This window comes from Pseudoalteromonas sp. S408 (assembly GCF_005886645.1).
Classification (GTDB): domain Bacteria; phylum Pseudomonadota; class Gammaproteobacteria; order Enterobacterales; family Alteromonadaceae; genus Pseudoalteromonas.
The window spans coordinates 21,291-47,508 of the sequence record NZ_PNDY01000010.1; the positions used below are offsets into that span (position 1 = coordinate 21,291).

Below are 26,218 nucleotides of genomic sequence, written 5' to 3' on the forward strand. Positions count from 1 at the left end.
GCAGAACTAGCGCTAAATACCGCTAATTGCAGCTACCGCCACACCTAGTTGATACATAATCTGCGTTGCAGTGCTCCACAATGTTAGCTTATCCATATGTCCTGCATCCATTGGTACTACTATTGTATCGCCTGGCTCTAACTGGTTTGCATTATTAGCCGCGAACCAGCCTCCTGCATTTGGAATTTCAACAGAGCCGTTGGCTTTAATAATGTAAATGCGGTCTTCTGCTGCTCGCTCTTTAAGGCCGCCGCTTAGGTCAATGTAATCATCTACACTTACACCGGCTTTATAAAGGTGCGATGTAGAGTAGTTAACCTCACCAATAATGCTTATAGAGTCACGTTTACTTGGTACATATAACGTGTCGCCATTTTGAAGTACTAAGTTTTGTTTGTTTTCAACAATCAGTGGTAAGTCGATAACTAAACGCCCTACCGCTTCAACACTGGCTAAATCGGTTAGTAGTTTATCCATCTCATCGTATGAAAGAGAGTTACCACTTACTGAATTTTGAAAGCTTTTAGAAGCAATATCGCGGCGTAACTCGGTTGATAAGCGGGCTAGTTGTTGTTGCTCTTGCTCTTTTATAGAAACACGGGTAAATATTGCTGCATTTTGTTCTGCAAACTCAGAAAAACCGCCCGCACGCTTAAGTAAATCAGTAAGCGTTTCACCACGGCGAATGGTGTATGTACCCGGGAATTTCAGTTCGCCTTTTAGCTCTACTTTTACATTTTCTTGCCAGTTAGGAATCGAGAAAATGTTAATGCTGTCTTTACTACGAAGGCTAATATTGTTTTGTGACTCACCTTTTAGAGCACTTTCAAGATCAAATCGTACATGTTCTACCTGAGAGGCATCACCTAAAACAATGCGCGTAATTTCAGCTTGTTTAGTATAAGCCGATTCTAATAAGCCACCTGCTGCCGTTACTAGGTCGGCTACTTCGCCGCTTACGGTCAGCGGGTAAATACCTGGATAAGTGACGTTACCGTTAATTTCAACTAGCTGCATAGCTTGCGCTATTGATGCTTGCTGTTTTAACTTTTCGATAATAGGAAGGAGTAAGTTATGGCGACTAAAAAAGGCATAGTCCTCAGTTTTTAATTCTTGCGCTTGTTCATTAGCTTTACGTTTTGAAATATCAGCAATTGTAAGCGCCTGCCCACTTTCAGTAATGGTTTTTTCTTCTTGATTTATACCAATGTATTTTTCAAACTCTTTTTGCTTAAACTTATGCCATTGCTCAGCTTTAAGTTGCTGCTCTTGTTGCTCTTGGCTTAGCGCCATGTTTTCAAGCGCTGTTTTTTCTATTTCTTTTTCTTCAAAGCGGCTAAATACGATGATTTTGTCATTCGCTTTAAGCGCTAGGTTATTGTCTGCGTTTTTAATAATCGCTTGCGCTACGTCAAATTGGTGGGCTTCTATGTCACCATTAATGTTTGTTTCACGAATTAATAAACCGTAGCTTAAATCTGCCTGTGGGAGTAAATCGCCGCGCACAGACTTAAGTACATCTGAAATGCGTTTACCTTGATACCACTGATAGCTGCCTGGGCGGGCAACAGCACCAATTAGGCTGATTGAGTTTTCGTATTGTGAACTTACCGAATTAAAACGAACTCGGTCGCCATCTTGTGGAATATAGTTAATGTTACTTTTGCTAAAATCAACAGAGAGTATTTCTTTACGCTGATTATTAAAACGCTCAACAACCACGTTTTTAGCATAAGCCTCTGGTTTTAATCCGCCGGCCATGTTTAAAAGTTGTTTAGCCGTTTCACCTTGTTTAAGTTCAAAAATAGCAGGGCGTTTTACAAGGCCTTCAACCGTTACTTGTGAACCAACAGAAGGTACAAATACAACGTCCCCAGGTTTTAATACTATATCTTTACTGCTATCACCTTTGATCAGTAAATCGTATAAATCAAAGTTACTGACCACTTTACCGGCGCGTTTAACTTGAATATTACGAAGAGAAGCAATGTCAGATACACCACCGCTTACAAATAATGCATGCGATACGGTGGTTAAAGACGAAACACTATAGCTACCCGGTTTGTAAGCCTCACCTAATACTAAAATACGCATACTGCGTAACTGCCCAAGCGATACAAACGCTTTTACGCCAATAACTTCTTGCTCTACCTTAGCATTAATAAGCGCTTTTACTTCTGCAAACGTTAAGCCTGCTACTTGGACTGGTGTTAAATCAGGAATGCTAATTCTGCCTTCACGATCGACTGTAACATCAAAACTTTCACTTTCTTTACCATAAAAGTTAATGTTTAACTGATCACCAGGGCCGACTAAATAAGTATCAGGAACTGCTGCGCTTTCATTTGGCATAAAAGTGGTTGGCTCACCGGCAAACAGTGAATAACCAAATGGTTTTAATTCATCTTTTTTTGGATTAAAGCGCTCGTCATCGCTGAGTTCTGCTCGCTGTGGTTCTTCGCGTTCGCCAATCGTTGGCTGATCGGTTTGTGTTTGATTGCTTGGTTGATTTGATCCTGTGATTGAAGAAAGGTCAACACCATACTGCCTAGCTAAGGCTTCTTGCTGTGATTTAGGTAGTTTTTTAAATTGCTCTAGCTGCGAAGCAGTTGGCGTAAAAGCCATAGCGTTGATGCTAAATAAAAGAACAAAAGCACTTAATAATTGTGTAAAAACTTTCACGAGTAGGTATATCCCTAGGTCTACAACCAAAATTGGTGGCTATAATACATTAATCTGAGGCAAATAAAAAAGGGACTTTCGCCCCTTTTGTCATTTTAGTGTCACTAATTTAATGGTTTTGGTTAAAAACTGTAAACTAGTGTAAATGACGTCTCTGTGTCTGTGCTTTCTTTGTCATCAGCAACGTCTGAGTTGTTGGTAACATTAAAAGCCACTTTCATTTGTAGAGAGCCATTAATTTTAGCAAGTAATGCCGTTTCTGAACGTGTTTTAGTGTTCGTGTCACCGTATTCAACCGCCACTAACTGCGTAAAACGTGCATTATCAGAAATTTGCCAATTGTAGTCTAATTTACCAAGGGCAATCACTTCACCTTCAAACTCACCGGCAAGCGGGTTGCCATTTTCGTCTACTTCAGTGCTGTCATCTGGGTACTCAAAGTATTTGTAACCCGGACCAATCTCTGCGCTTAACCACATTGTTTTTTCATTTAACAAACGTAAGCCATAACCCGCTGAAATTACAGATTCGCTTCGGTATGCACCAAAGTAGTCTGAAACGTGTGAACCATAAATGAATAAATGAGAATGCTCTTCATTTAATTTATAGTTACCTTGGGCTGAAATTGAGTACTTTTCGTTTGTGCGTTGAGTAACTTTGTTACCGTTTGCATCGTCAACTTCATCTTCTTTGTAGATACCGTCAAGCTTGTACTCGTTGTTCCAGCTTTCTAGGTTGTGTTGTACTTTAATACCACCTTTAAGCGTTGTTGTTTCAGTGTTACCACTAGTAACAATAGCACCAAGCTCACTGGTAACTTCCCACGTTTTTTGCTCTGCATCTTCAGCGAAAGCGTTAGTCGCAGCAGATGCTGCAACTAACACTGATAAAAGCTTTAATTTCATTAAAAATAACCTATTTAATACTAAAAATTAGTCTTGCTTGTGTAAATGAACATCCATTTGCGGAAATGGAATTGAAATATTTGCGTCGTCTAATGCAATTTTAATATTTTCCATTAATGAAAAATATGTAGGCCAGTAGTCAGCAGCATTAACCCAAGGACGCACAACAAAGTTAACGCTTGAATCACCTAGTTCAGAAACAGCTACGGTATAAGCAGGGTCTGTAAGTAAGCGTGTTTCTGCATCAAGTACTGATTTTAATACTTCTTTTGCCTGACGTAAATCAGCATCGTAACCAACACCAATTACTAAATCGATACGGCGAGTTGATTCGCGCGATACGTTTGTAATCGCACCTGACATAATTTGAGAGTTTGGCACAATAATTACTTTATTATCTGGTGTGCGAAGTTCTGTAGAGAATATTTCGATTTTTTTAACCGTACCAGATTTGCCACCGGCTTCTACAAAATCACCCGATTTAAACGGACGAAGTAAAATGATTAGTACACCCGACGCAAAATTAGACAGTGAACCTTGCAACGCTAAACCTACCGCTAAGCCGGCTGCACCTAAAATAGCAATGAATGACGTTGTTTCAATACCAATTTGCGAAAGCGCCATTAGTACTGTTAATGCAAATACAAGGGTATACACAATACTTGCAACGAAAGAGCCAACCGCTTTATCTACTTGTTTTTTCGCAAAGCCCTTTTCTGTTAAGTTAGAACAAAACTTAGCAACCCTACTGCCTATTAAAAAGATAATAAGCGCAACAACTGCTTGAATACTATAGTGTAAAATTAAGCCTGAGTTATCATTAAGCCAATTAAGTACTGAATCCATGTTTACTCCAAATGTTTTTGATTAGTGTTTTTCCGGATAGTATTATACATTAATTTACAATTTGTTCTCATTTATTAATGAATTCATACTATATATATGGCTTATTATTTATGACTTTTAGCCGCGCATAGCTTGAACAAGCATTACTGAACTTTCGCTGTACGAGAGTGAATTTTTAGATTTTATTTTTAAATTTAATTTTTTTTAATTTAAGGCTTCACAAGGTTTATTATTTTATGTATTATGCGCGCCACACCAAACAAGGTGTGTAGTGGCGGTTGTAGCTCAGTTGGTAGAGCCCCGGATTGTGATTCCGGTTGTCGCGGGTTCAAGCCCCGTCAATCGCCCCATTTTTTCTCCACAACCTTCCCCTGTGAATAAAAACTACACGTTAATCACCATACATAAGCTTTTTTAATCCAATTATATCTTCCATTTGTTAGCCCTATATTATCTTCGATAAATTGATATTGATGATTAAAATTAAATATCATTGAATTTATTATGTATTTCCATTAAAAACCGCTTATTTTCTGTTCAAAACCTATTTTTACTGTAAAATATATCTACACTTTTCAAGATATATAACTAAGTATGATTAAACCGATTCTAAAGCTTTTCCTATGTAGTTATTTAACCGCCCTCAGTTTTAGTTCTATTGCACAAAATATTAACAGCTACAGTCAGTTTTTAATCGATGTACAAAAGTTAGTCTCTGAAAAAAAATATCACCAAGCCTACCAGCTAAGCCACGAACAAAACCAGTATTTAGGCGAGCCCACTTATGATTTTTTGTTAGGCGTTTCTGCTTTAAAGTTAAATCATACTGCTGAGGCTATTTTTGCTTTTGAGCGCACCATTGAAAGCAACCCAAAGTGGTATGAAGCCCGTTTATTTTTAGCTCGCGCTTACATGTTGGTAAAAAACTTTCCTGCTGCACAAAATCAAGCCTTAATACTTATTAACTCATCTATGGCGCCAAACACCATAAAAACCTCTGCACAGGCATTGTTAGATAGGGTCGCTTTACAGAGTAAACGAGCCGGTGATTTTTATTCTCAAAATATTGAGTTTGCGTTAGGTGTTGATGGCAACGTAAATGCAGGCACTACAGAAGATACAATTATAATTCCTGAAATTGGGGAATTTTTGTTATCTCCTGAAAGCAAAAGCACAGATGATAGTTACGCTAAGCTTAATTACTCAGGTAAATACTCTTATCCTATTAACCAACAAAGCACTGTAGTAATAAACGCTAACGCTGGGTGGTACAAATTCGCCGAACTGAGTCAGTATGACCGCGTTAATGCCCATTTTAGTGCTGCATACCATTATGATATTGGAAGTATTAATTGGCACGTTCAGGCTTCAACAACGCCTTTAATACTTGATTCAGAACTTTATAGAGCTGAGTCGGCTATAACCTTGGGGGCTGATTTTGCGTTATCAGACGGTATTACCCTTTTTGCAGCGCTCAGTGGGGGGGAGTTAAACAACCGATTTGACGACAAGCTCGATAATACATTTTATGCGATTAATACTGGAGTAAGTTATTCAACACAGCATTGGTTTAACCGCTTTAGTGTCAATGTTAAAAATGAAGACGCAGACTTAACTCAGGGAGAATTTAATAGTCGCCAAAGCACCAGTGTGTACTACCAAGCCAACACTCAATTAGCCAAAAATTGGCAATTACTTTCACTTGCTGGTTACCAATGGATTAATTATCAAGAAGATCATCCTTTATTTTTGCAAGAACGTGCCGATAATCTACTTATGCTCTCGGCTACTGTTCGCTACTTAGTTAGTCGTGATTTTGCGTTGCAACTAACCACTAACTACCAGGATAAAAGCAGCAATATTGCTTTGTTCGAATACGACCGTTTAGACATTAATTTAAGCGCCTCTTACTCATTTTAATTTAAGGTATTTATGAAACACATACTTCCTATCATTACCGCCTTACTTTGTGTAAATTTTTATGCGCAAGCAAGTGAGCCTGCGGGTAAAACAATTTTGGCCCGTGGTTCTGTATTAGCAACAAATGAGGCAACCCAACAACGTCAATTGCAGCGTCGTGATACTGTTTTTGGTATAGACCGAATAACGACTGGCAACCAAAGTAAAGCGCAGTTTTCAATGTTAGATGGCGGTTTAATTTCTTTAAAAGAAAATTCAGAACTTAATATAGCCAATTACCAGTTTGATAAAAACACACAACAAGGGTCTGCATCTATTGAGTTACTCAAAGGCGGCCTGCGTTCTATATCTGGCGTTATTAAAAAAAATGGCGGTGCTTATGACGTTAAAACCCCTGTAGGGTCAATTGGTATTCGTGGCACGCACTTTGAAGTCCAGTTAGTGGGTAGTGATGTATATATAGCTGTGTGGGATGGGGCTATCGACCTAACACTTACAAATAATAATGTGCTGTCGCTGGGCGATAATGAAGCATTTTCGTTTGCACAAATAACAGGGACTGGTGATGTTTTTACAACAACGCGTGCCGCAGCTGTATTTGATCAAACCGTTGCAACTATTGAGCCTAATAGTGAAAGTGAAGAAACAGAGCAAACTCAAACAGCCTCAACAAACAACGCTATTTTAGAAGATGATAGCACAGCAGCTGCATACTCTGAGCAGCAATTTCAGGCTGTAGATAATGCATCTTTAGTTGACCAAATAGCTCAGCGCCAAGGTATTTTTAACTACAACGCTTCTGATTTTAGTGTGGCTTCAAGTGCAGGAGGCGTCACCGACTTTTCTATGACTATGGCCGTTGATTTTGACAATGGGACAGTGCCCGATGGCGAAATTAGCTTTAATGATGCCGGCGGTACTTGGTATGCGGCGTACAGTGGTTTAATAAATCTGAGTAAACTAGATTTAGCTATTACGTTTGCCTCATACGGAAACAATAAAGCACAAGGTGACATAGACGCGGTGTTTTTGAATGACCTAGATACCATTATTGGTAACTTTCAGCTTAATGAAATTAATAATCCAGATGTAAACGCGAGCGGCTCTTTTATATTAGAACCGTAAACACATTGGATAGGCCGCTTTTATTTTGGAGTATTAAATAATGACCGCAAAAAAACACCTTTTGCTTGGTTCAATGATGTTTGCATTAAGTGCTTGTGGAGGCTCAGATGAGCAACAACCTCAAGCGCAAGCGCCTACATCTTCAGTTAACCCACCAGCAGTTGCAAGTTATTTAAATTTAGCGGGCGTTTTAGCCAGTAATAAAACAACACAAATACAGGTTTTAGGTGAAAATACCGCGAGTCGCGGCGCTGTGGGCTCAGCACTAGCAAACTCGCAAGCTACTATTGGCTTTACTCAAACAGAAACAGTACAGGGTAATGTTTCATTTTTACTTAACGCCCGCGATCCCGACGGCATTAGCGAAATAAACTTAGTATTGCCAAGTGTTAATAAAAGCCTGCCTATTTGCTCATCTGATTGTGGTAATGAATACGAGCGTTCTGTTATTGGCCTTAGCCCATCTATGTATGGTGCTACTGCCGGAGAGTTACGTTTAGAAATATGGATAACAGATACACTCCAAAACCAAGTACTTGCCGATGCAATTACGTTTAGCTGGCAACCTCATCAAATTGAGGGAGTGACAGCTCAACGCGAAGATCAAGGTATTAACCTTACTTGGCAAGCGAACACTGAGCTAAACCGTTATAACGTGTACATTGCCACCCAACCGGGAGTGTCGCCTTCTAATGTTGATGAACTTGAAAATGGCCAACAATTTTTAAGCATTTCGAACCCTTTTTTTACAATACCAAATACGATTATAAACAAAAGCTACCAAGCTCTTATAACAGGTGTAGATGGCAGTGGTGAAAGTGGGTTTTCTAACTTAATAAACATTGCTCCCGTAGGCGGAGAACTTGCTTTTGCCCCAACAGCTAACAACGATATATTTGAAATTGATGAAGATACTACCCTTCAAGGTAATATACTAACAAACGATGCGAATCCGTATAGCGGACAACTGCGTGCAAATACACAAGTATTAGTAGCCCCTTCGCATGGCACAGTAACTATGACCGAATCGGGTAACTTTACTTATCAGCCTGCGTTTAACTTTAATGGTGAAGATGCATTTAGCTATCAAATTATTAACGAGCTAGGCAGAACCGACACCGCGGTTGTGGCAATAACTATCAACCCAATTAATGATGCGCCTACTGCCCTAAACAATACCTATAGTATTTCAAGTGATGGTACGTTAACTGTTTCAGCTCCCGGTTTGTTAGGTAATGATAGCGATGTTGATTTAGATGAACTTACGGTTGATGTAGCGCCTGTTAATGAGCCGCTGCGCGGACAGCTAACCTTATTTGCTGACGGTAGCTTTGAATACCAAGGCGAACCAAATATGCAAGGTGAAGATAACTTTCAATATAAAGTTATTGATAACCAAGGCGGTGAAGCTACAGCAAGTGTATTTATTGTAAGCACCAATACTAACTCGGCCCCCGTTGCTAATAACGATAGTTATAACGTAAACGAAGATAATACGCTTGTTGTCTCTGCTGAAAATGGGGTACTTAGTAATGATATCGATCCTAACGGTGACACATTTACGGTAGACGACACCTTTATAGTTGCCCCTACTCACGGGCAACTTTTGCTTAGCATTGATGGCAGCTTTAGTTACATACCTGATGCTAACTTTAATGGGGTAGATCAGTTTCAATACGCAGCCATTGACTCTTTAGGTGCGAGTGCAACAGCGACTGTCACTATCATTGTAAATAGCCAGCCAGATAACCCGGTTGCGCAAAACGATGCATATCAGTTTAGCCGAAACAATCTATTTTCAGCCTCAGCTGAAAGTGGCCTACTAGCCAACGACTTTAATATAGAAACTGGCGAACTTACTGTTAACACCACACCTGTTACAGTGCCTCAAAACGGCACGCTCAATTTAAATAGTGATGGTTCATTTACTTATCAACCTAATAGTGATTTTTCTGGTGTTGATAGCTTTTCTTATTCAATTTCAAATGAGCAGGGCCTTACCGCAACCGCTCAAGTAATCCTGAGTGAAAGTGGAAATAACACCTTCCCTGCAGCAAGCGATGATCAGTTCACCATAGCCGAAGATAGCAGCGCAAAACTGTTTAATGTATTAGCAAATGACACCGATGCTGACGGCGATACCATTACACTATTTAATGTAAATAGCACACTTGGCTCAGCAAGCATTGTTAATGGGCAAATTGAATATACCCCGCCTGCCAACTTTTCTGGCCAAACTGTTCTTACCTACAGTATTACTGATGGGTATGAAAATGGATCGCCTGGTGAAAAAGACAGTTCTGCCAGCGTTACAATTACTGTAACGCCTGTAAATGACGCGCCAGTTGCAAATACTGACCTCATTACAATTAATGAAGATGCACTTACATTATTCGTTAACGTGTTAGCTAATGATTCAGATATTGATGGCGACAGCTTAATATTAAGCGAAGTCTCTGCAAATAGTGGCACTGCACTAATTGTTGAGAATCAAATTCAATACACGCCTGCTGCCAATGCAAACGGTGTAGCAACGGTAACTTATTCAATAACAGATGCGCAAAATGCAAGTGCGACTTCAACACTAAGCATTACTATTTTACCAATCAACGACGCCCCCGTTGCCACTGCCGATACCGCAACCATGGATGAAGATGCAGCGCCTATTAATATTGATGTACTGGCAAACGATTCAGACGTGGATGGCGACAGCTTAGTAATAAATACTGCGAGTGCAGATATAGGCACGGCAACTATTGTTAATAACCAAATTCAGTACACGCCGGCTGCTAATGCAAATGGTGTAGCAACGGTGACTTACACTGCAAGTGATAACAACGGTGGAACGGCTAGCAGTACATTAGCGATTACTATCAACCCAATCAACGATGCGCCAGTTGCGACTGCTGATACTGCAACCATGGATGAGGACGCTGCACCCATTACTACTGATGTACTGGCTAACGATTCAGACGTGGATGGCGACAGCTTAGTAATAAATACTGCGAGTGCAGATATAGGCACAGCAACTATTGTAAACAACCAAATTCAGTACACGCCTGCTGCTAATGCAAATGGTGTTGCAACGGTAACTTACACCATAAGTGATAACAATGCTGGCACGGCTAGCAGTACATTAGCGATTACCATTAATCCAATAAACGACGCCCCCGTAGCTAACGCCGATACTGCAACCATGGATGAGGACGCTGCATCCATTACCATTGATGTACTGGCGAATGATTCAGACGTGGATGGCGACAGCTTAGTAATAAACACTGCGAGTGCTGATATAGGCACGGCAACTATTGTAAACAACCAAATTCAGTACACGCCTGCTGCCAATGCAAATGGTGTTGCAACGGTAACTTACACTACAATTGATAACAACGGTGGAACGGCTAGCAGTACATTAGCGATTACTATCAACCCAATCAACGATGCGCCCGTTGCTACCGCCGATACTGCAACCATGGATGAAGATGCTGCACCCATTACTACTGATGTACTGGCTAACGATTCAGACGTGGATGGCGACAGCTTAGTGATCAGTAATGTCACTGCCGATGTAGGCACGGCAACTATTATAAACAACCAAATTCAGTACACGCCTGCTGCTAATGCAAACGGCGTGGCAACAGTGACTTACACTGCAAGTGATAATAATGGTGGCACGGCTAGCAGCACATTAGCCATTACAGTTGCCCCGATAAACGACGCCCCCGTTGCTACCGCCGATACTGCAACCATGGATGAAGACGCTGCGCCTATTACTATTGATGTACTGGCAAACGATTCAGACGTGGATGGCGACAGCTTAGTAATAAATACTGCGCGTGCAGATATAGGCACAGCAACTATTGTTAATAACCAAATTCAGTACACGCCAGCGGCTAATGCAAATGGTGTAGCAACTGTGACTTACACCATAAGTGATAACAATGCTGGCACGGCTAGCAGCACATTAGCGATTACCGTCAACCCAGTAAACGATGCACCAGCGGTAGCTGAACAAAGCTTTAGTATTAATGAAGATGCAACTGATTCCGACACAATTGGAACCATTGTTGCCACTGATATTGAAAATCAAGATTTAACCTATGCACTAGCCGGCGGTGATTTTGCTTTATTTAACTTAAATGCATCATCTGGCATTTTAAGCGTGAATGGCGAAACCCCTTTTGACTATGAAACAAAAACTCAATATATATTAAATATTCAAGTAACAGATAACGGCACTCCTAATGAAACCACAACAGTTAATATCACGGTTAATATCCTTGATGTTACCGAGCCGCTAATCCCTGTTGAAGATGCATCATTTGGTCGCCCTGTTTCAGGGCCGCTCGATTTAGGTAGTGTATTTTCAAGCGGGCAATTTAACGACAGCTTAGCGCTTAATAACAACCTATATTTTGTGGGCTTTACCAATAATGCTGATAAAGACATTCTTGTTGTTTCGTACACAAATAACGGCGATGCAAATACCGCGTTTAATAGCACAGGCACCAAAACACTTGATTTAGAGCAAGATGAAGAAGCCACCGCCATTATTTCCGATGGCACCGATTTATTTATTGCCTATTCTAGTTTTGATGGCAGTAATAATGAAGCGTGTGTACTTAAAATGGATCTTGCAGGGACATTAAGAACCGGCTCAGATGATGACGATGATGATGACGTTGAAAGTAGTACCGGCATACAATGTACAACGCTAAACAGTACCACCTTTATTAATGACCTTGAAATTGACGGTAATAAATTACTTGCTGTAGGCAAACACTTTGATGGTACTCAAACCGATAGCCTGTGGGTACATTATAAAACCGACGACTTGTCATTTGAAAACTCTACCCCCGCAATTGTTGATGTCAGTGGCGCTAATCGTGATGATGAAGGCTACGCAGTTAAAAACTTTGAAAACTCAGACTATTTAGTTGTGGGTAGCGTTACCGATGCTGATGGCACTAAAAACTCGCTAATACGTTATTTAAAAGCAAATGGAGATAACGACGGTAGTTTTAATGGGGGCGATACGCTTATCATTAACTTATCAAGCGACTTAGGCCAGCCAGGTAACAACAAAGACGATGAGTTATTTGCCATTGGTGGTTTAGCTGATTCTAATTTTACTGCTTTTGCAGGTGGTTATGTAACAAGAAACTCAGGCGAAAAAGATGCGGTTGTGTTAGCCATTGATAAAAATGGCGAGCTTGTAACTAGTTTTGATACCGACGGAATTGCAATTTATAACATTGATGGCAACAGCGGTGCGGGTAATGGCGGCGCTCAAATAACTGGTATTCAGTACGAACCGATTAAAAATGAAATAATGCTCTCGGGCACAACAGGCGTACCTATTTCAGAGCAAATATTCACAGCACGTGTAATAAGCTCAACAGGTGCACTTGATGATAATTACGGTGAATCTGGAATTAACATTCTGGCTGATTTAGATGCTAAGCAAGTTATAAATACAGCATCTATCGACTCTAACGATACCTTGTGGGTCGCTGGCATTAATGACGACACCAACGCTAAACCATTTATTGGAGCTTTAACCGATCAGGCCGCATTATTTACTAATTTCAATAACACAGGTTATTTAACACTTGATGAAATAACCGATGCATCAAACGATCAATCAATAAAACTGATACAACTTAGTAATGGCGCTCAAGCAGGTAAATATATGCTTGCCTCAACAGCCGAAACTAACGGTGTAATAAAATTGGTATTAACACGCTTTACCAGCACAGGAGCAATTGACACAGGCTTTAGTGAAACGGGCCATAAAGAAATTGCCATTGAGTTAAACTCACAACACATTGCGTTAGCTGAATTAAACAATGGCAACTTATTACTTGCTGGTACTAAAAAAACCACCAATGGCTCGCAAGGCTTTGTAGCCAAAGTAGACCAAAACGGCTCCCTCGACACAGCATTTGCAAGCGACGGCATTTATGTAACTAATATTGAAAATACCGAAGCGCTTACTTTAGAAGATGTAGCAATAACCAATAGCAACAATATTGTTGCAGTTGGTACTGCAACGCAATCTGCAAATACACAATCATTTGCAATGATGCTTACGGCTCAAGGAGTACTTGCTACAAACTTTGGCACTGAAGGTATTTTATTAGGGCTAAACGATGAGTATTTTTCTAAAGTTCACATTAATAACGATGAAATTTTTATTGCTGGTAAATTAGTAATAGGTGCTGACTCAGCATTAGTTGCGCTCAAACTTAACTTAACCGGCAATGAGTTATTTAGATACTCAGGCACCGATACGCCTAACATTAATAATAAAGTAGCAAGCATACTGACCGACTCATCAGGCGCTATCTATTTAGTGGCAAACCTAGTTGGTACACCTGATAAAGCGAATGTTGTTCGCTTGCTTTCTTCAGGTACGCTAGATACAAGCTTCGCTGAAAATGGCGTTGGCCAATACAGTTTAGCTGCAACCGGCAATACTTTAATTAAAGATGCCAAGCTTGATACCACTAATAAACTTGTATTTGTAGGCGTTGGTAACAACCAAGGCGTCATTGCACGTATAACTGTAAATGGTGAACTTGATAGTGTATTTGGGACTGGTGGCGTTGGTTATTATCAAACCAACCTGTGTACAAACTCACTCACATTTAGCTCCGTTATTTTACAAAGCGATACTCAGGTGGTTGTAAGTAGCATTTGCGATAATGGTAACTCTAATGATGTGAGTGTATCTAAATTTGATTTTTATCCCGATGGAGTTGAGCCATAAATGAAAGTCGAATTATTTGGAGTTAGGGGCTCAATGCCAACACCTGGTAGCGATACACATCGATTTGGTGGCAACACATCTTGCACCTATGTAACACAAAATAATGGCAATGCGCTGATATTAGATTCGGGTACCGGTATAGCAAAACTTGGAGAGAGATTACTCGAACAACAAAGCCCAATCTGTATTTTGCTCACTCATAATCATTGGGATCATATTCAGGGCTTTCCTTTTTTTAAACCGATATATCAACCACATCGCGATATAACTATTGTTACAGGTAATGTTGACGATAAAAACACTCAACGCGCTATCTTAGAACAAATGAGTGGCTCTTATTTTCCTGTACGCCATCAAGATTTACCTTCAAATATTACGCTCAATACAGAGCTTACGGCGCAGACGCAATTTAACCTTAATGGTTTTTCTGTATCTACCGCCCCGCTAAATCATCCTGGTGGCGGAACTGCTTATTGCTTATTTGCTGATGGCGCTAAGGTAGCATATGTAACCGATAACGAACTTAACCCACCTTTGCAAACTACCACAAGTATGAGCGTGTGGACTGCATTTATTGAAGGAGCAGACCTACTAATACATGACGCTCAGCTTATTGATGCTGACTTACCATTAAAACATGGTTGGGGCCATAGCACTATTGACCAAGTTGCACAGCTTGCAATAAACGCAAAAGTTAAAAACATGGTGATAATCAGTCATGATCCTGCAAGAACCGATGAGCAATTAAGCGAAATAGAAAGCTACTTACAAACCAGCTACGGCAACGATGTATGTATTGAATGTGGTCGAGAGGGGCGCGTTTTTGAATTTTAAATGCCCTAGGAGCTTTGAGCATTAGCCTATTAAAAAAAATAACATCAAAGCATTTTTATATTGGTGTATTGATCACATTATTCGTAGCATCTATCGAGTTTTTTTCAACAGGTGCGGTAGCTAAACTTCTTAACCGAGTTGAGGGGATTATTTACGATTCACGCTTACAGCTAACCCTCGCAGACACACCAAGAAAAGTAAATGAATCTGTAGTTATTATCGACATTGATGAAAAAAGCATGCAAGAACAAGGGCGTTTCCCTTGGAGCCGTTCAAAAGTGGCTGATCTTGTCACTAAATTGACTGACGCTGGCGTCATTGTTATTGCCTTCGATATATTTTTTTCGGAGCCCGAAGTAAACCCGGTCACTAAAATCATGGATGAACTTCCTGGCTTTTCGGCAAAATATGCGACCCCGCTTTCGACAATAAAACAACAAGTAGACGCCGATACAAAATTAGCTAAAGCGCTGGCAAAAAACGATATTACCTTGGGGTTTTTATTAATTAACGATGAATTAAGTGATCATAATGCGCCAGCTAAAAGCAGCGTAATTTGGCAAGAAGATGAACAAACAAACTCGCAAATTAATGACTACCCTGGCGCTATTATAAATATTGCTAAATTACAAAATGTTGCTGCTGGCCATGGTTTTATTAATGCACATAGTGATGAAGATGGCTTTATAAGAAAAGCAGCATTGGTAAACCGTGTAGGTAACACCCTTTACCCTTCTTTAGCGCTTGAAGCCGCCCGTTTATATACATTAGCCAACACAATAGAAACACGTTCAAATACATCAAATGGCATCACCCTGTTTGAAGGCATTAAGCTTCACAATAAATGGATTCAAACCGATGAATACGGACAAATTCTTATTCCTTATAAAGGCGGCGCTCGCAGCTTTGCGTATTACTCAGCAACCGATGTGCTGACCCAGAAAGTTGGTTTAAAAGAGCTAGAAGGCAGCGTCGCGTTTATTGGCACCTCTGCAGTAGGATTGGCTGACTTGCGCGCTACACCAGTAGGCTTGCAATACCCGGGAGTTGAAGTGCATGCCAATATATTTGAAGGACTAATGAACCCACAGCTACTTCCTTCAAAACCGAGTTGGTCACTTGGCGCCAGTTTGGTCATTATTATTATTACTGGCCTTGCCCTGTCGTTTTTTAGCATTGGTAAAACCGCACGCTTTATTTTGGCACTCTCAATTATTGTTGCAAGCGTTAATGTCGCTATAAATTTTTATTTGTGGTCGGTACAAAAAGTCAGCCTTCCTTTATTTATGACCTTATTACTAACCACTCTTTTAGCCAGCTATTACATTATTATTGGCTCTATTGCTGAAATGAAACACAGCAAAAAAATAAAAACGATGTTTGACCAATACGTGCCACCCGAGCGTATAAATCAGCTTATAGAACAAAGCGGTAATTTAGTTCAAAATAGTGAACGCAGAAACATGACTGTTTTATTTGCCGATATAAGAGGTTTTACGTCACTCTCTGAAAGCATGTCGGCTCACCAATTAAGTGAATATTTAAATCAATATTTAAGCGCTATTACTAAAATAATATTCGATAACACTGGCACAATAGACAAATACGTTGGCGATATGGTGATGGCATTTTGGAATGCCCCATTAATAGATAAAGACCACGCCCAACACGGGGTAGAAGCGGCTCTAGCAATCACTGATGGCCTAGCGGAAATTAACTCACAGTTTGCAAAGCAAAACCTTCCAGCAATTAGTATTGGGGTTGGCTTAAGCTCTGGTGATATGAATGTGGGTGACATGGGGTCAATGTACCGTAAAGCGTATACCGTATTAGGGGATGCAGTTAACTTAGGGGCAAGAGTCGAAAGCTTGACCAAGTTTTATGGTGTCGCTATTCTGGTTACCGAAGATACAATGCAGGCATGCTCGGGGATCTCTTTTAGGCTCATTGATAAAGTGCAGGTGGTGGGGAAAACAACTTCAATTGCACTATATGAACCCATAAATTATACGAATAAACTAAGCAAAATACAGCTGAACGAAATAGATAACTCGCTAAAAGCCATCACGCTTTTTCATAATAAAGAATGGGAAAGTGCGCTTAGTTTATTTAAGCAATTAGAAAGTAACGCTGTATTAAACGCAGACGTTTACCGTATTTATATTGAACGAATACAAAGTACAGATATACAAACACTCGCTAAGGATTGGAATGGTGCCTTCATACATACAAAAAAGTAGCAAAAATATGCCACAGCACATTAAAGACAGAACAAACCTTCAGCACTTTATCGATATTAGTATTCGTCTTACTACCGAAAAAGAGCCACAACTGCTGTTGGACGAAATTTTACAAGTTGTGATGTCTATCGCTAATTCAGATGCCGGCAGTATTTATTCGATTACAGAAGAAGATCAGCTTAAGTTTGAAACCGTGATCAACAAGTCACTTAACTTATACTTAGGTGGTGGTTCAGATCGTTTTGTTAGCTTTCCTAATATTAATTTGTATATCGATGGTAAACCAAACCAAAGAGCAATAGTTGCCCATGCCGTTAACTCAGGAAAAGTAATTAATATTCCTGATGTTTACGCAGCACTGCCTTTTGACATGAGCGCCGCGCGTGAAATGGACGCCCGCACGGGTTACCGTACGCAATCAATGCTGACTATTCCTTTAAAAGATCACCAAGATGATATTTTAGGGGTTATTCAGTTAATAAACGTGAAAGATGAAAAAAATAATATCATTCCGTTTAGCGAAGGGTTAGTGACGCTAATACGCTCGTTTGCTTCATTAGGGGCTATTGCATTAACTAACTCATCGCTGATTAAAGAGATGGAAGAGTTGTTTTCTACTTTTGCTGAAACCATTGCAATGGCCATAGACGAAAAGTCTCCTCATACCGGTGGGCACTGTAAGCGTGTACCAGCATTAACGCTAATGCTGGCCGATGCAGTAAATGAAGTGAGCAAGGGTCCATTAGCGTCATTTTCTATGAGTGACTCAGACCGACACCAACTCGACATCGCAGGCTGGTTACATGACTGTGGAAAAATCGCCACCCCCGATCACATCATGGAAAAAGCGACTAAATTAGAAACTATTTTTGATCGTATTAACTACATAGACGCTAAGTTTGAAATTATTAGCCGAGATCTAAAAATTGCTTATCAAGAACAAATCATCTCAGCAATGAAAAATAACAAGCCCGTAGAGGTGAAGCAACTAGAACGGCTACTCGATACCGAGCTTAAACAAGTTGCACTTGATCGCGCCTTATTACAGCGCATTAATGTGGGTGGGGAATTTTTAGGTGATAAAGAACTTGCCCAAATAGAACGTATTGCAAAACACTACCACTTAGTGATTAATGACAAAAGTACACCATTACTTAACGATGATGAGGTTGAAAACCTGTCAATACGAAGAGGTACGCTTACCGCTGGCGAGCATGATGTCATGAAGCGTCATATGGATGTAACCAAAAATATTTTAGATGCCCTGCCGTTCCCTAAACACTTAAGTAAAGTATCTGAGTATGCATTGGGGCACCACGAAAAACTTGATGGAACGGGTTACCCAAGAGGTCTCACTAAAGAGCAAATGTCGGTGCCCGCACGATTAATGGCAATTACCGATATATTTGAAGCACTTTCAGCGGTAGATAGACCTTATAAAAAGGCAAAACCAGTGAGCCAATGCTTATTTATACTCGGTACTATGGTTGAGAAAAACCACCTAGATCCTGATATTTTTGCTGTATTTATCGAATCAGGCCTGTACAAAAATTACATTAGTGAATATGCAAACCCTGAACAACTTGATGACATAGATCTGAATAACTTACCTGGATATAAACCAATCCGTTAATGCCCCACTAAAATTAACGACTATAAAATGGGTAATACTAAACAAAAAAATGCCACCTTACGGTGGCATTTACACACGGGGTTATTTCTACTTATAGAAATCCTTTTACTTTTTATTTGGTTTTTAGTGTTGTTTTATTAACAAAAAATATGTGGCAAAGGTAGCACTTAGTCCTTGCTGTATCAATAGCAAAAAGAAAAGTTCATAGTTTCGCCATATTTTTGTAATAAAAAAACGTTAACGCACGCCATGAACATGAGTGTTATATCGCGGCTTGCGATTAAATTTTAATACATACGTACTTTTCTTCTAGGTATTCATCTAGCCCTTGATGCCCCCCTTCACGCCCTAAGCCAGACTGTTTTACCCCACCAAACGGAGCAACTGGGTTTGATATAACCCCTTCATTTACGCCTATCATGCCAAATTCAAGTCCTTCACTGATACGGTAAACTTGTTTTAAACTTTGGCTATAAAAATAGGCGGCTAAGCCATAGGGTACGTCGTTAGCAAGCGCAAGTACCTCTGCCTCTTCGTCAAAGGGTATTACTGTTAATACAGGGCCAAATACTTCTTCGTGGTATATGTCCATTGTGGTATTAACGTTAGTAATAATAAGCGGGTTTTGAAAGCTCCCCCCTAAATCGCTGTTATCGCCAATTAAGCTAGCGCCTTTATTTAGCGCGTCCTGAATTAAATCTTGTACTTTTTGCTTAGCTTTTGGGTAAATTAGCGGCCCAATATCCACATTTTCTTCAAAGCCATTGGCTACTTTGAGTGCCGCAACCTTAGGTGTAATTTTCGACAATACTTTATCAATAACGCTACGTTGAATAAAAATACGGTTTGCAGCAACGCACGCTTGGCCGCTGTTTCTAAATTTAGCTGCCATAAGGCCCTCAATCGCATCATCAAGATCCGCATTATCAAAAATGATAAACGGCGCATTGCCACCTAACTCCATTGAGGTACGCTTAACCGTGTCGGCACATTGCTTAAGTAATTGGCTACCAACACCTGTAGAGCCGGTAAAAGTAAACTTGCGGACAATGTGTGAGTCGGTGAGTATTTTCCCCACTGTTTTAGCGTCTTGCGATACAAGTACATTAAATGCCCCTTTAACGAAGCCAGCTTGGTCGGCTAGGTATGCTAATGCAATAGCGCATAGCGGCGTATGCTCAGAAGGCTTTAATATAAAACTACAGCCGGCAGCATAAGCAGGCGCTACTTTACGTGTCACCATTGCAACAGGGAAGTTCCAAGGTGTAATGCCAGCTACAACGCCTACAGGTTGCTTAAAACTGGTTAAACGGTGGTTATTGTCGGTAGGTGGGATCACATCGCCATAACTTCGCTTGGCTTCTTCTGCAAACCATTTTATAAACCCTGCACCGTAATCTATTTCGCCCAGCGACTCTTTTAGCGGCTTACCTTGCTCTTTGGTCATTAGTTCAGCTAATGTTTGCTTGTGCTTTATTACCAATTCGTACCAGCGCATGAGCGTTTCACTGCGCTCAGTGGCATTAGTCGTTTTTAATTTTACAAAAGCGCCCTGTGCAGCTGTTATGGCGCTATTTACACCTTGCTCGTCTATATCACTTACTTCAACAATACTTTTTTCGGTAGCGGGATCGTCAACGCTAAAGCGTTGGTTAGTTTTATAAAATTCACCATTAATAAACGAGTCACAAAAAATTAGATTACTCAAAATAAACCTCCAAAATTACGTTTTAAGGTGTTAGCTTTTAATGCGTGGCATAGAGCCAAGGCTAACTCTTTACGTCTACAAAAAACTTACGAGCTTTACTCGTCACGCCTACAATTTACAAACAAAAAAGCCGCTGTATTAAACAGCGGCTTTTAATATAATAGTCGTTAATTAAAAACTAATGCTCTTCATTAACGATATTGAGATTGTACTTAGGTATTTCAACCACTAAGTCTTCATCTCTAATTATCGCTTGGCAACCAAGGCGCGATTCAGGCTCTAAGCCCCACGCTTTGTCTAGCATGTCGTCTTCTAGGTCGTCACTTTCGTCAAGTGAATCAAACCCTTCACGAATAACTAAATGACACGTAGTACACGCACACGACTTTTCACATGCGTGTGGAATGCTTATGCCATTTTTAAGCGCCGCGTCGAGTACAGTTTGCCCCTCTGGTGCTTCAATTGCAGCGCCGTCAGGACACAATTCAGGATGTGGAAGAAAAACAATTTGTGGCATTCTAATCTCTCTTAAATGTTGTCTACTGACTGACCCGTTAGGGCTTTTTTAATTGATGCATCCATTCTGCGCGATGCAAATTCACTACTGGCATTATCTACTTTTTCGATAGCCGCTTTAATTTCGCTAGGTTGCTGTGCATTTTCGCGCACTTTTACCAGCTCTGCAATTTCAGCTCTTAAATTTGTAAGTTGTGTGTCGTCAAGTAATGCGCCATCGGCATCTAACGAAGCATTTAGTGCTTCAATAACACGAAGAGCTTCAACTTGTTGCTCTTTAAGCATACGCGCTTGCATGTCGTCTTTTGCGTTGCTCATCGACTCTTTTAACATGTTAGCTACCTGATCATCAGATAAACCAAACGACGGTTTAACCTGAATTTCAGCTTGCACACCCGTTGATTTTTCCATAGCTGAAACACTTAATAAGCCATCAGCATCAACTTTAAAGGTTACTCTGATATGTGCAGCACCAGCTGCCATTGGTGGAATACCTTTTAAACTAAATTTAGCAAGCGAACGACAGTCATCAACGAGTTCACGCTCACCCTGCAGTACATGTAAAGACATGGCTGTTTGGCCATCTTTAAACGTTGTAAATTCTTGAGCGCGCGCTACCGGAATAGTGGTATTACGCGGAATGATTTTTTCAACCAAACCGCCCATGGTTTCAAGTCCAAGCGACAGTGGCAGTACATCTAGCAATAACATGTCTGAGTCTGGCTTATTGCCAATGAGCACGTCGGCTTGAAGCGCTGCACCCAATGCAACAACCCGATCTGGGTCAATTGAAGTGAGCGGTTCTTTATCAAAAAAGCTATGTACTTGGCTACGTACCAGTGGCATACGCGTTGAACCGCCGACCATAATAACTTGTAAAACTTCTTCGTTTTCAATGCCAGCATCTTTTACAGCACGACGACATGAACGCAGCGTTTTTTTAACCAGCGGCATCGCCATTTCGTCAAATGTTTCGCGCGTTACTTCTACCGTGTGGTTTTGCCCGTCAAACTCAAGCCCTACATTTACTTTTGCGTACTGGCTTAACGCTTCTTTACAGGCTTTTGCTTTATTAATAAATAAACGTAAAACCGAAGGTGATAACGCCGACACACCTGTTTGCTGCTTAAAGTAGTCAACGAGTAGTGAATCAAAGTCGTCACCCCCTAAGCTTGAATCGCCGCCCGTTGCCATTACTTCAAAAACACCTTGTTGTAAACGAAGAACAGAAATATCAAATGTACCACCGCCTAAGTCGTAAACTGCAATGATCCCTTCTTGGCCCGAGTCTAAGCCATAGGCAACAGCCGCCGCGGTTGGCTCATTTAACAAACGCAATACGTTAATACCAGCAAGTTCTGCTGCATCTTTGGTACTTTGACGCTGAGCATCATCAAAATACGCAGGAACGGTAATAACAGCCCCTAAAATTTCTTGATTACCAAAACTTTGTTCTGCACGCGCTTTTAACGCCGCTAAGATATGGCTTGATGCTTTAACTGGGCTGATTTTTCCGGCCTCTGTTTGAATTGCAAGCGAGCCATTATCTTCACAAAATTGATACGGTAGTTGGCCGTAGCTTTGCTCTATTTCAGCTTGTGTTTTACCTAAAAAACGCTTTACCGAAATAAGCGTATTAGCAGGGTCTTGTGTTGCAGCTTGAGCTGCCTCTGAACCCACAGTAATACCACCGGCTTGGTAACGAACAACCGACGGTAGCATCGCAGCCCCTAACTCATCCGTTAAGGTGCGCGCTTCGCCGCTTTGCACGGTAGCCACTAATGAATTAGTCGTGCCAAGGTCAATACCTATGGCTAGTTTATGTTCGTGTGGTGCCGCGCTTTGCCCCGGCTCAGCAATTTGCAATAATGCCATAATGCTCTTTAAACTCGTTTTGCTCGCTTTGCAGCAAGTAATTAATCGTCAAATAAACTGTCTTCAATGCGTTCTAGTTCGTCACGTAACTTATAAACAAACTTCAGTTTACGAATATTATCAGCCGCCAATTGATACTGTTGCTCGTCGTTACTTGCTAACTGCTCTGCAAGCTGTGCACTGTATTGCTCGTTAAGTTGTTTTATTTGTTTTTCAAAATTAGCAATGGCCGCATCTGGGTCGCTTGCAGATGCAAGCTCTTCGAGCTCTTCACGCAATTCCATTTGCTGCATTAAAAACATAGGATCTTGCAGCGTTTGTTGCTCAGCGCGAATATCAACCCCTAGCTCACTTAACATATACTCAGCACGTTTAACGGGATGCTTAAGTGTTTGCAAGGCATCGTTAATTTCAGCAGCACTTTGCACCGACATTAACTTATCACGGCTGCTTGCATTGGCATGGCGGTCGGGGTGAACAGCACGCTGTAATTCTAGGTAATTTTTATTAATCGTTGTTAAATCAATATTATAATCAACGGGCACTGCAAATAATTCAAAGTAACGCATAGCTTCAACCAGTAATATTCAGAAATAACAAAGCCCTACAGTTGCAGGGCTTCAAAATACAATTACACGTAGCAATTAAACGGTAAAGCTTTCGCCACAACCACACTCATCAGCTTGATTAGGGTTATTAAATTTAAACCCTTCATTTAAACCTTCTTTAGTGTAGTCGAGCTCTGTGCCGTCAATGTAAACTAAGCTTTTTGCGTCAACTATTAAAGTAACGCCTTTAGCTGCAAACGTTTCATCGTCTTCGTTTAACTCGTCAACAAACTCAAGTACATAAGCAAGACCTGAACAGCCCGTCGTTTTAATGCCAACGCGCAGACCTAACCCTTTGCCGCGGTTTGCTAAAAATGATTGTACGCGGTTTGCTGCCGCATCTGTCAATGTCACTGCCATGAGTTTCTCTTCTTACTTCGCTTGTTTGCTTTTGTAGTCTGCAATTGCTGCTTGAATTGCATCTTCGGCTAAAATTGAACAGTGAATTTTCACTGGTGGTAATTCTAGCTCAGCACTGATATCCGTGTTTTTGATTGTTGCTGCTTCGTCGAGTGTTTTACCTTTAACCCACTCTGTTACAAGTGAAGAAGAAGCAATTGCGCTACCACAACCATAGGTTTTGAATTTCGCATCTTCAATAACGCCTTCAGACGATACTTTAATTTGCAATTTCATTACGTCACCACATGCTGGTGCGCCTACCATACCCGTTGCCACTGACGGATCGTTTTTGTCTAGAGCACCTACGTTACGTGGGTTTTCTACGTGGTCGATTACTTTATCACTGTACGCCATAATTCTATCCTCATTACCTGCTAGGGTATGTGCTTACATCACTAATTATTAGTGGTGAGCCCATTCAACTGAATCTAAATCAATACCTTCTTGATGCATCTCCCAAAGTGGAGACATTTCACGTAGGCGACCGATAGAGTTTTTCATTAATTCAACGGTGTAATCAATCTCTTCTTCGGTAGTAAAACGACCAATACTGAAACGAATTGAGCTGTGTGCTAATTCGTCGTTACGGCCAAGTGCACGTAAAACATAAGAAGGCTCTAAGCTTGCAGATGTACAGGCTGAACCTGACGATACCGCAATGTCTTTTACTGCCATAAGTAACGATTCACCTTCAACAAAGTTAAAGCTGATGTTCACAATACCCGGTACTGACTGGTCTTGTGTGCCGTTAAAGTACACTTCGTCCATATCAGCCATAATGCCGTCAATTAGGCGTTTACGTAATGCGCTGATGTGTGCAAAATCTTTTTCAAAATCTTCTTTTGCGATTCTAAATGCAGTCCCCATGCCCACCAACTGGTGCGTTGCAAGTGTGCCAGAACGCATACCACGCTCATGACCGCCACCGTGCATTTGCGCTTCTAAACGAGCGCGTGGTTTACGACGAACGTAAAGCGCACCAACACCTTTAGGACCATACGCTTTATGCGCAGAGAACGACATAAAATCAACTTTAAGTTGTTGTACGTCAATTAGCACTTTACCCGCGCTTTGCGCTGCATCTACATGGAACATAATTTTACGTTCACGACACATTTCGCCAATAGTCGCGATGTCTTGAATTACACCTAGCTCGTTATTCACGTGCATGATGCTGACAAGTACTGTGTCATCACGCATTGTGTCTGCTAGCTTTTGCAGATCAAGAAGGCCGTTTTCTTCAACGTCCATGTAGGTTACTTCAAAACCTTGACGTTCTAATTCGCGACATGTGTCGATTACTGCTTTGTGCTCAGTTTTAGCGGTAATAATGTGCTTACCTTTCTTTTTGTAAAACTGTGCTGCACCTTTAATAGCAAGGTTGTTTGATTCAGTTGCACCCGAAGTGAAAACAATTTCACGTGGGTCTGCATTTACTAAATCAGCAATATCTGTACGTGCTTGGTCAACGGCTTCTTCTGCTTGCCAACCAAAACGGTGTGAACGTGATGCAGGGTTACCAAATTTACCGTCCATTGTGAGGCATTGCATCATTTCTTTAGCAACACGCTCATCAACAGGCGTGGTTGCTGCGTAATCTAAATAAATCGGTAACTTCATTTCTCTCTCCGCTGCAGGTCAACCTTAAAGTTGACAGCTTACTTGAATGTTTTCCAACTGCTTAATTGCATTATTGATACTGTTATCTTGGCGTGATGCGATTTCTTTCACATCTGATTTTTCCACCAATTCAGCAAGGGTAATATTATTCAAAAATTCTTCTATGCGTGTGCTTAAATCTGACCACAAATTATGGGTTAAACAGCGCATACCGCTTTGGCAGCCAGTATTGGCACCTTGGCAACGTGTTGCATCAACCGATTCGTCAACTGCGGTAATAATATCACCAACAGAAATAACATCGGCTTCTCGCCCTAGTAAATAGCCGCCACCAGGACCTCGAACCGAACTTACCAAGCCATTTTTACGCAGGCGAGCAAATAATTGTTCAAGGTATGACAAAGAAATTTCTTGTCGCTGTGAAATATCAGCAAGGGCGACAGGACCAACACCTGTGTGCAGCGCAACATCAAGCATCGCTGTAACGGCATAACGGCCTTTTGATGTTAATTTCATAACGCCCCCTGCACAA

Annotated in this window: 17 protein-coding genes and 1 tRNA gene; 7 read left to right on the top strand and 11 right to left on the bottom strand. The window is 40.8% G+C overall.

The window, feature by feature from the left end:
- Nucleotides 1–12: 12 nt before the first annotated feature.
- From CWB62_RS09500 to CWB62_RS09510, 3 genes are all read right to left on the bottom strand, one after another.
- Nucleotides 13–2,682, bottom strand: a complete 2,670-nt coding sequence (locus tag CWB62_RS09500) for an SLBB domain-containing protein (protein ID WP_138528577.1) — start codon at nt 2,680–2,682, stop codon at nt 13–15.
- Nucleotides 2,683–2,804: 122 nt separating this feature from the next.
- Entirely contained in the window at nt 2,805–3,587 is a 783-nt protein-coding gene (locus CWB62_RS09505) for a DUF481 domain-containing protein (RefSeq protein WP_010555578.1), read from the bottom strand.
- A 27-nt stretch (nt 3,588–3,614) separates the two neighbouring features.
- Nucleotides 3,615–4,433 (bottom strand): mechanosensitive ion channel family protein, encoded by an 819-nt coding sequence (locus tag CWB62_RS09510; protein ID WP_058428275.1) that lies wholly within the window; start codon nt 4,431–4,433, stop codon nt 3,615–3,617.
- A 274-nt stretch (nt 4,434–4,707) separates the two neighbouring features.
- On the opposite strand from CWB62_RS09510, the gene CWB62_RS09515 reads away from it, so the two are divergent.
- The 7 genes from CWB62_RS09515 (at nt 4,708) to CWB62_RS09545 (ending at nt 18,957) form a co-directional block, all read left to right on the top strand.
- A tRNA-His gene (locus CWB62_RS09515) sits at nt 4,708–4,783 on the top strand.
- A 244-nt stretch (nt 4,784–5,027) separates the two neighbouring features.
- Nucleotides 5,028–6,353 (top strand): porin family protein, encoded by a 1,326-nt coding sequence (locus tag CWB62_RS09520; RefSeq protein WP_138528579.1) that lies wholly within the window; start codon nt 5,028–5,030, stop codon nt 6,351–6,353.
- 12 nt (nt 6,354–6,365) lie between these two features.
- Complete coding sequence (locus CWB62_RS09525; protein ID WP_138528581.1) at nt 6,366–7,478, top strand: FecR family protein; 1,113 nt, start codon at nt 6,366–6,368, stop codon at nt 7,476–7,478.
- A gap of 40 nt (nt 7,479–7,518) precedes the next feature.
- Nucleotides 7,519–14,250: an Ig-like domain-containing protein gene (locus CWB62_RS09530; protein ID WP_138556284.1), complete on the top strand. Its 6,732-nt coding sequence runs from the start codon at nt 7,519–7,521 to the stop codon at nt 14,248–14,250.
- Nucleotides 14,251–15,084, top strand: coding sequence for an MBL fold metallo-hydrolase (locus CWB62_RS09535; RefSeq protein WP_138529467.1), 834 nt, complete (start codon nt 14,251–14,253; stop codon nt 15,082–15,084).
- Between the two features lie 14 nt (nt 15,085–15,098).
- A complete protein-coding gene (locus tag CWB62_RS09540) occupies nt 15,099–17,324 on the top strand; it encodes a CHASE2 domain-containing protein (protein ID WP_138529469.1) in 2,226 nt (741 codons plus the stop codon).
- Entirely contained in the window at nt 17,296–18,957 is a 1,662-nt protein-coding gene (locus tag CWB62_RS09545; RefSeq protein WP_138529472.1) for an HD domain-containing phosphohydrolase, read from the top strand. The genes CWB62_RS09540 and CWB62_RS09545 overlap by 29 nt, the downstream gene beginning before the upstream one ends.
- A 280-nt stretch (nt 18,958–19,237) precedes the next feature.
- Here CWB62_RS09545 and CWB62_RS09550 read toward each other — a convergent pair whose 3' ends face one another.
- The 8 genes from CWB62_RS09550 to iscR form a co-directional block, all read right to left on the bottom strand.
- On the bottom strand, nt 19,238–20,665 hold the full coding sequence (locus CWB62_RS09550) for an NAD-dependent succinate-semialdehyde dehydrogenase (protein ID WP_138529474.1): 1,428 nt from the start codon (nt 20,663–20,665) through the stop codon (nt 19,238–19,240).
- Nucleotides 20,666–20,843: 178 nt separating this feature from the next.
- Entirely contained in the window at nt 20,844–21,182 is a 339-nt protein-coding gene (gene fdx, locus CWB62_RS09555; protein WP_006791979.1) for an ISC system 2Fe-2S type ferredoxin, read from the bottom strand.
- A gap of 11 nt (nt 21,183–21,193) precedes the next feature.
- Nucleotides 21,194–23,056, bottom strand: a complete 1,863-nt coding sequence (hscA, locus tag CWB62_RS09560; RefSeq protein WP_138529476.1) for a Fe-S protein assembly chaperone HscA — start codon at nt 23,054–23,056, stop codon at nt 21,194–21,196.
- 41 nt (nt 23,057–23,097) lie between these two features.
- Nucleotides 23,098–23,625: a co-chaperone HscB gene (gene hscB / locus CWB62_RS09565; protein ID WP_138529478.1), complete on the bottom strand. Its 528-nt coding sequence runs from the start codon at nt 23,623–23,625 to the stop codon at nt 23,098–23,100.
- 75 nt (nt 23,626–23,700) lie between these two features.
- A complete protein-coding gene (iscA, locus tag CWB62_RS09570; protein WP_006791976.1) occupies nt 23,701–24,024 on the bottom strand; it encodes an iron-sulfur cluster assembly protein IscA in 324 nt (107 codons plus the stop codon).
- Between the two features lie 12 nt (nt 24,025–24,036).
- A complete protein-coding gene (iscU, locus tag CWB62_RS09575) occupies nt 24,037–24,420 on the bottom strand; it encodes a Fe-S cluster assembly scaffold IscU (RefSeq protein ID WP_008131649.1) in 384 nt (127 codons plus the stop codon).
- Between the two features lie 48 nt (nt 24,421–24,468).
- Complete coding sequence (locus tag CWB62_RS09580) at nt 24,469–25,686, bottom strand: IscS subfamily cysteine desulfurase (protein WP_010555567.1); 1,218 nt, start codon at nt 25,684–25,686, stop codon at nt 24,469–24,471.
- 24 nt (nt 25,687–25,710) lie between these two features.
- Nucleotides 25,711–26,202, bottom strand: a complete 492-nt coding sequence (gene iscR / locus CWB62_RS09585) for a Fe-S cluster assembly transcriptional regulator IscR (protein WP_138529480.1) — start codon at nt 26,200–26,202, stop codon at nt 25,711–25,713.
- Nucleotides 26,203–26,218 lie beyond the last annotated feature (16 nt).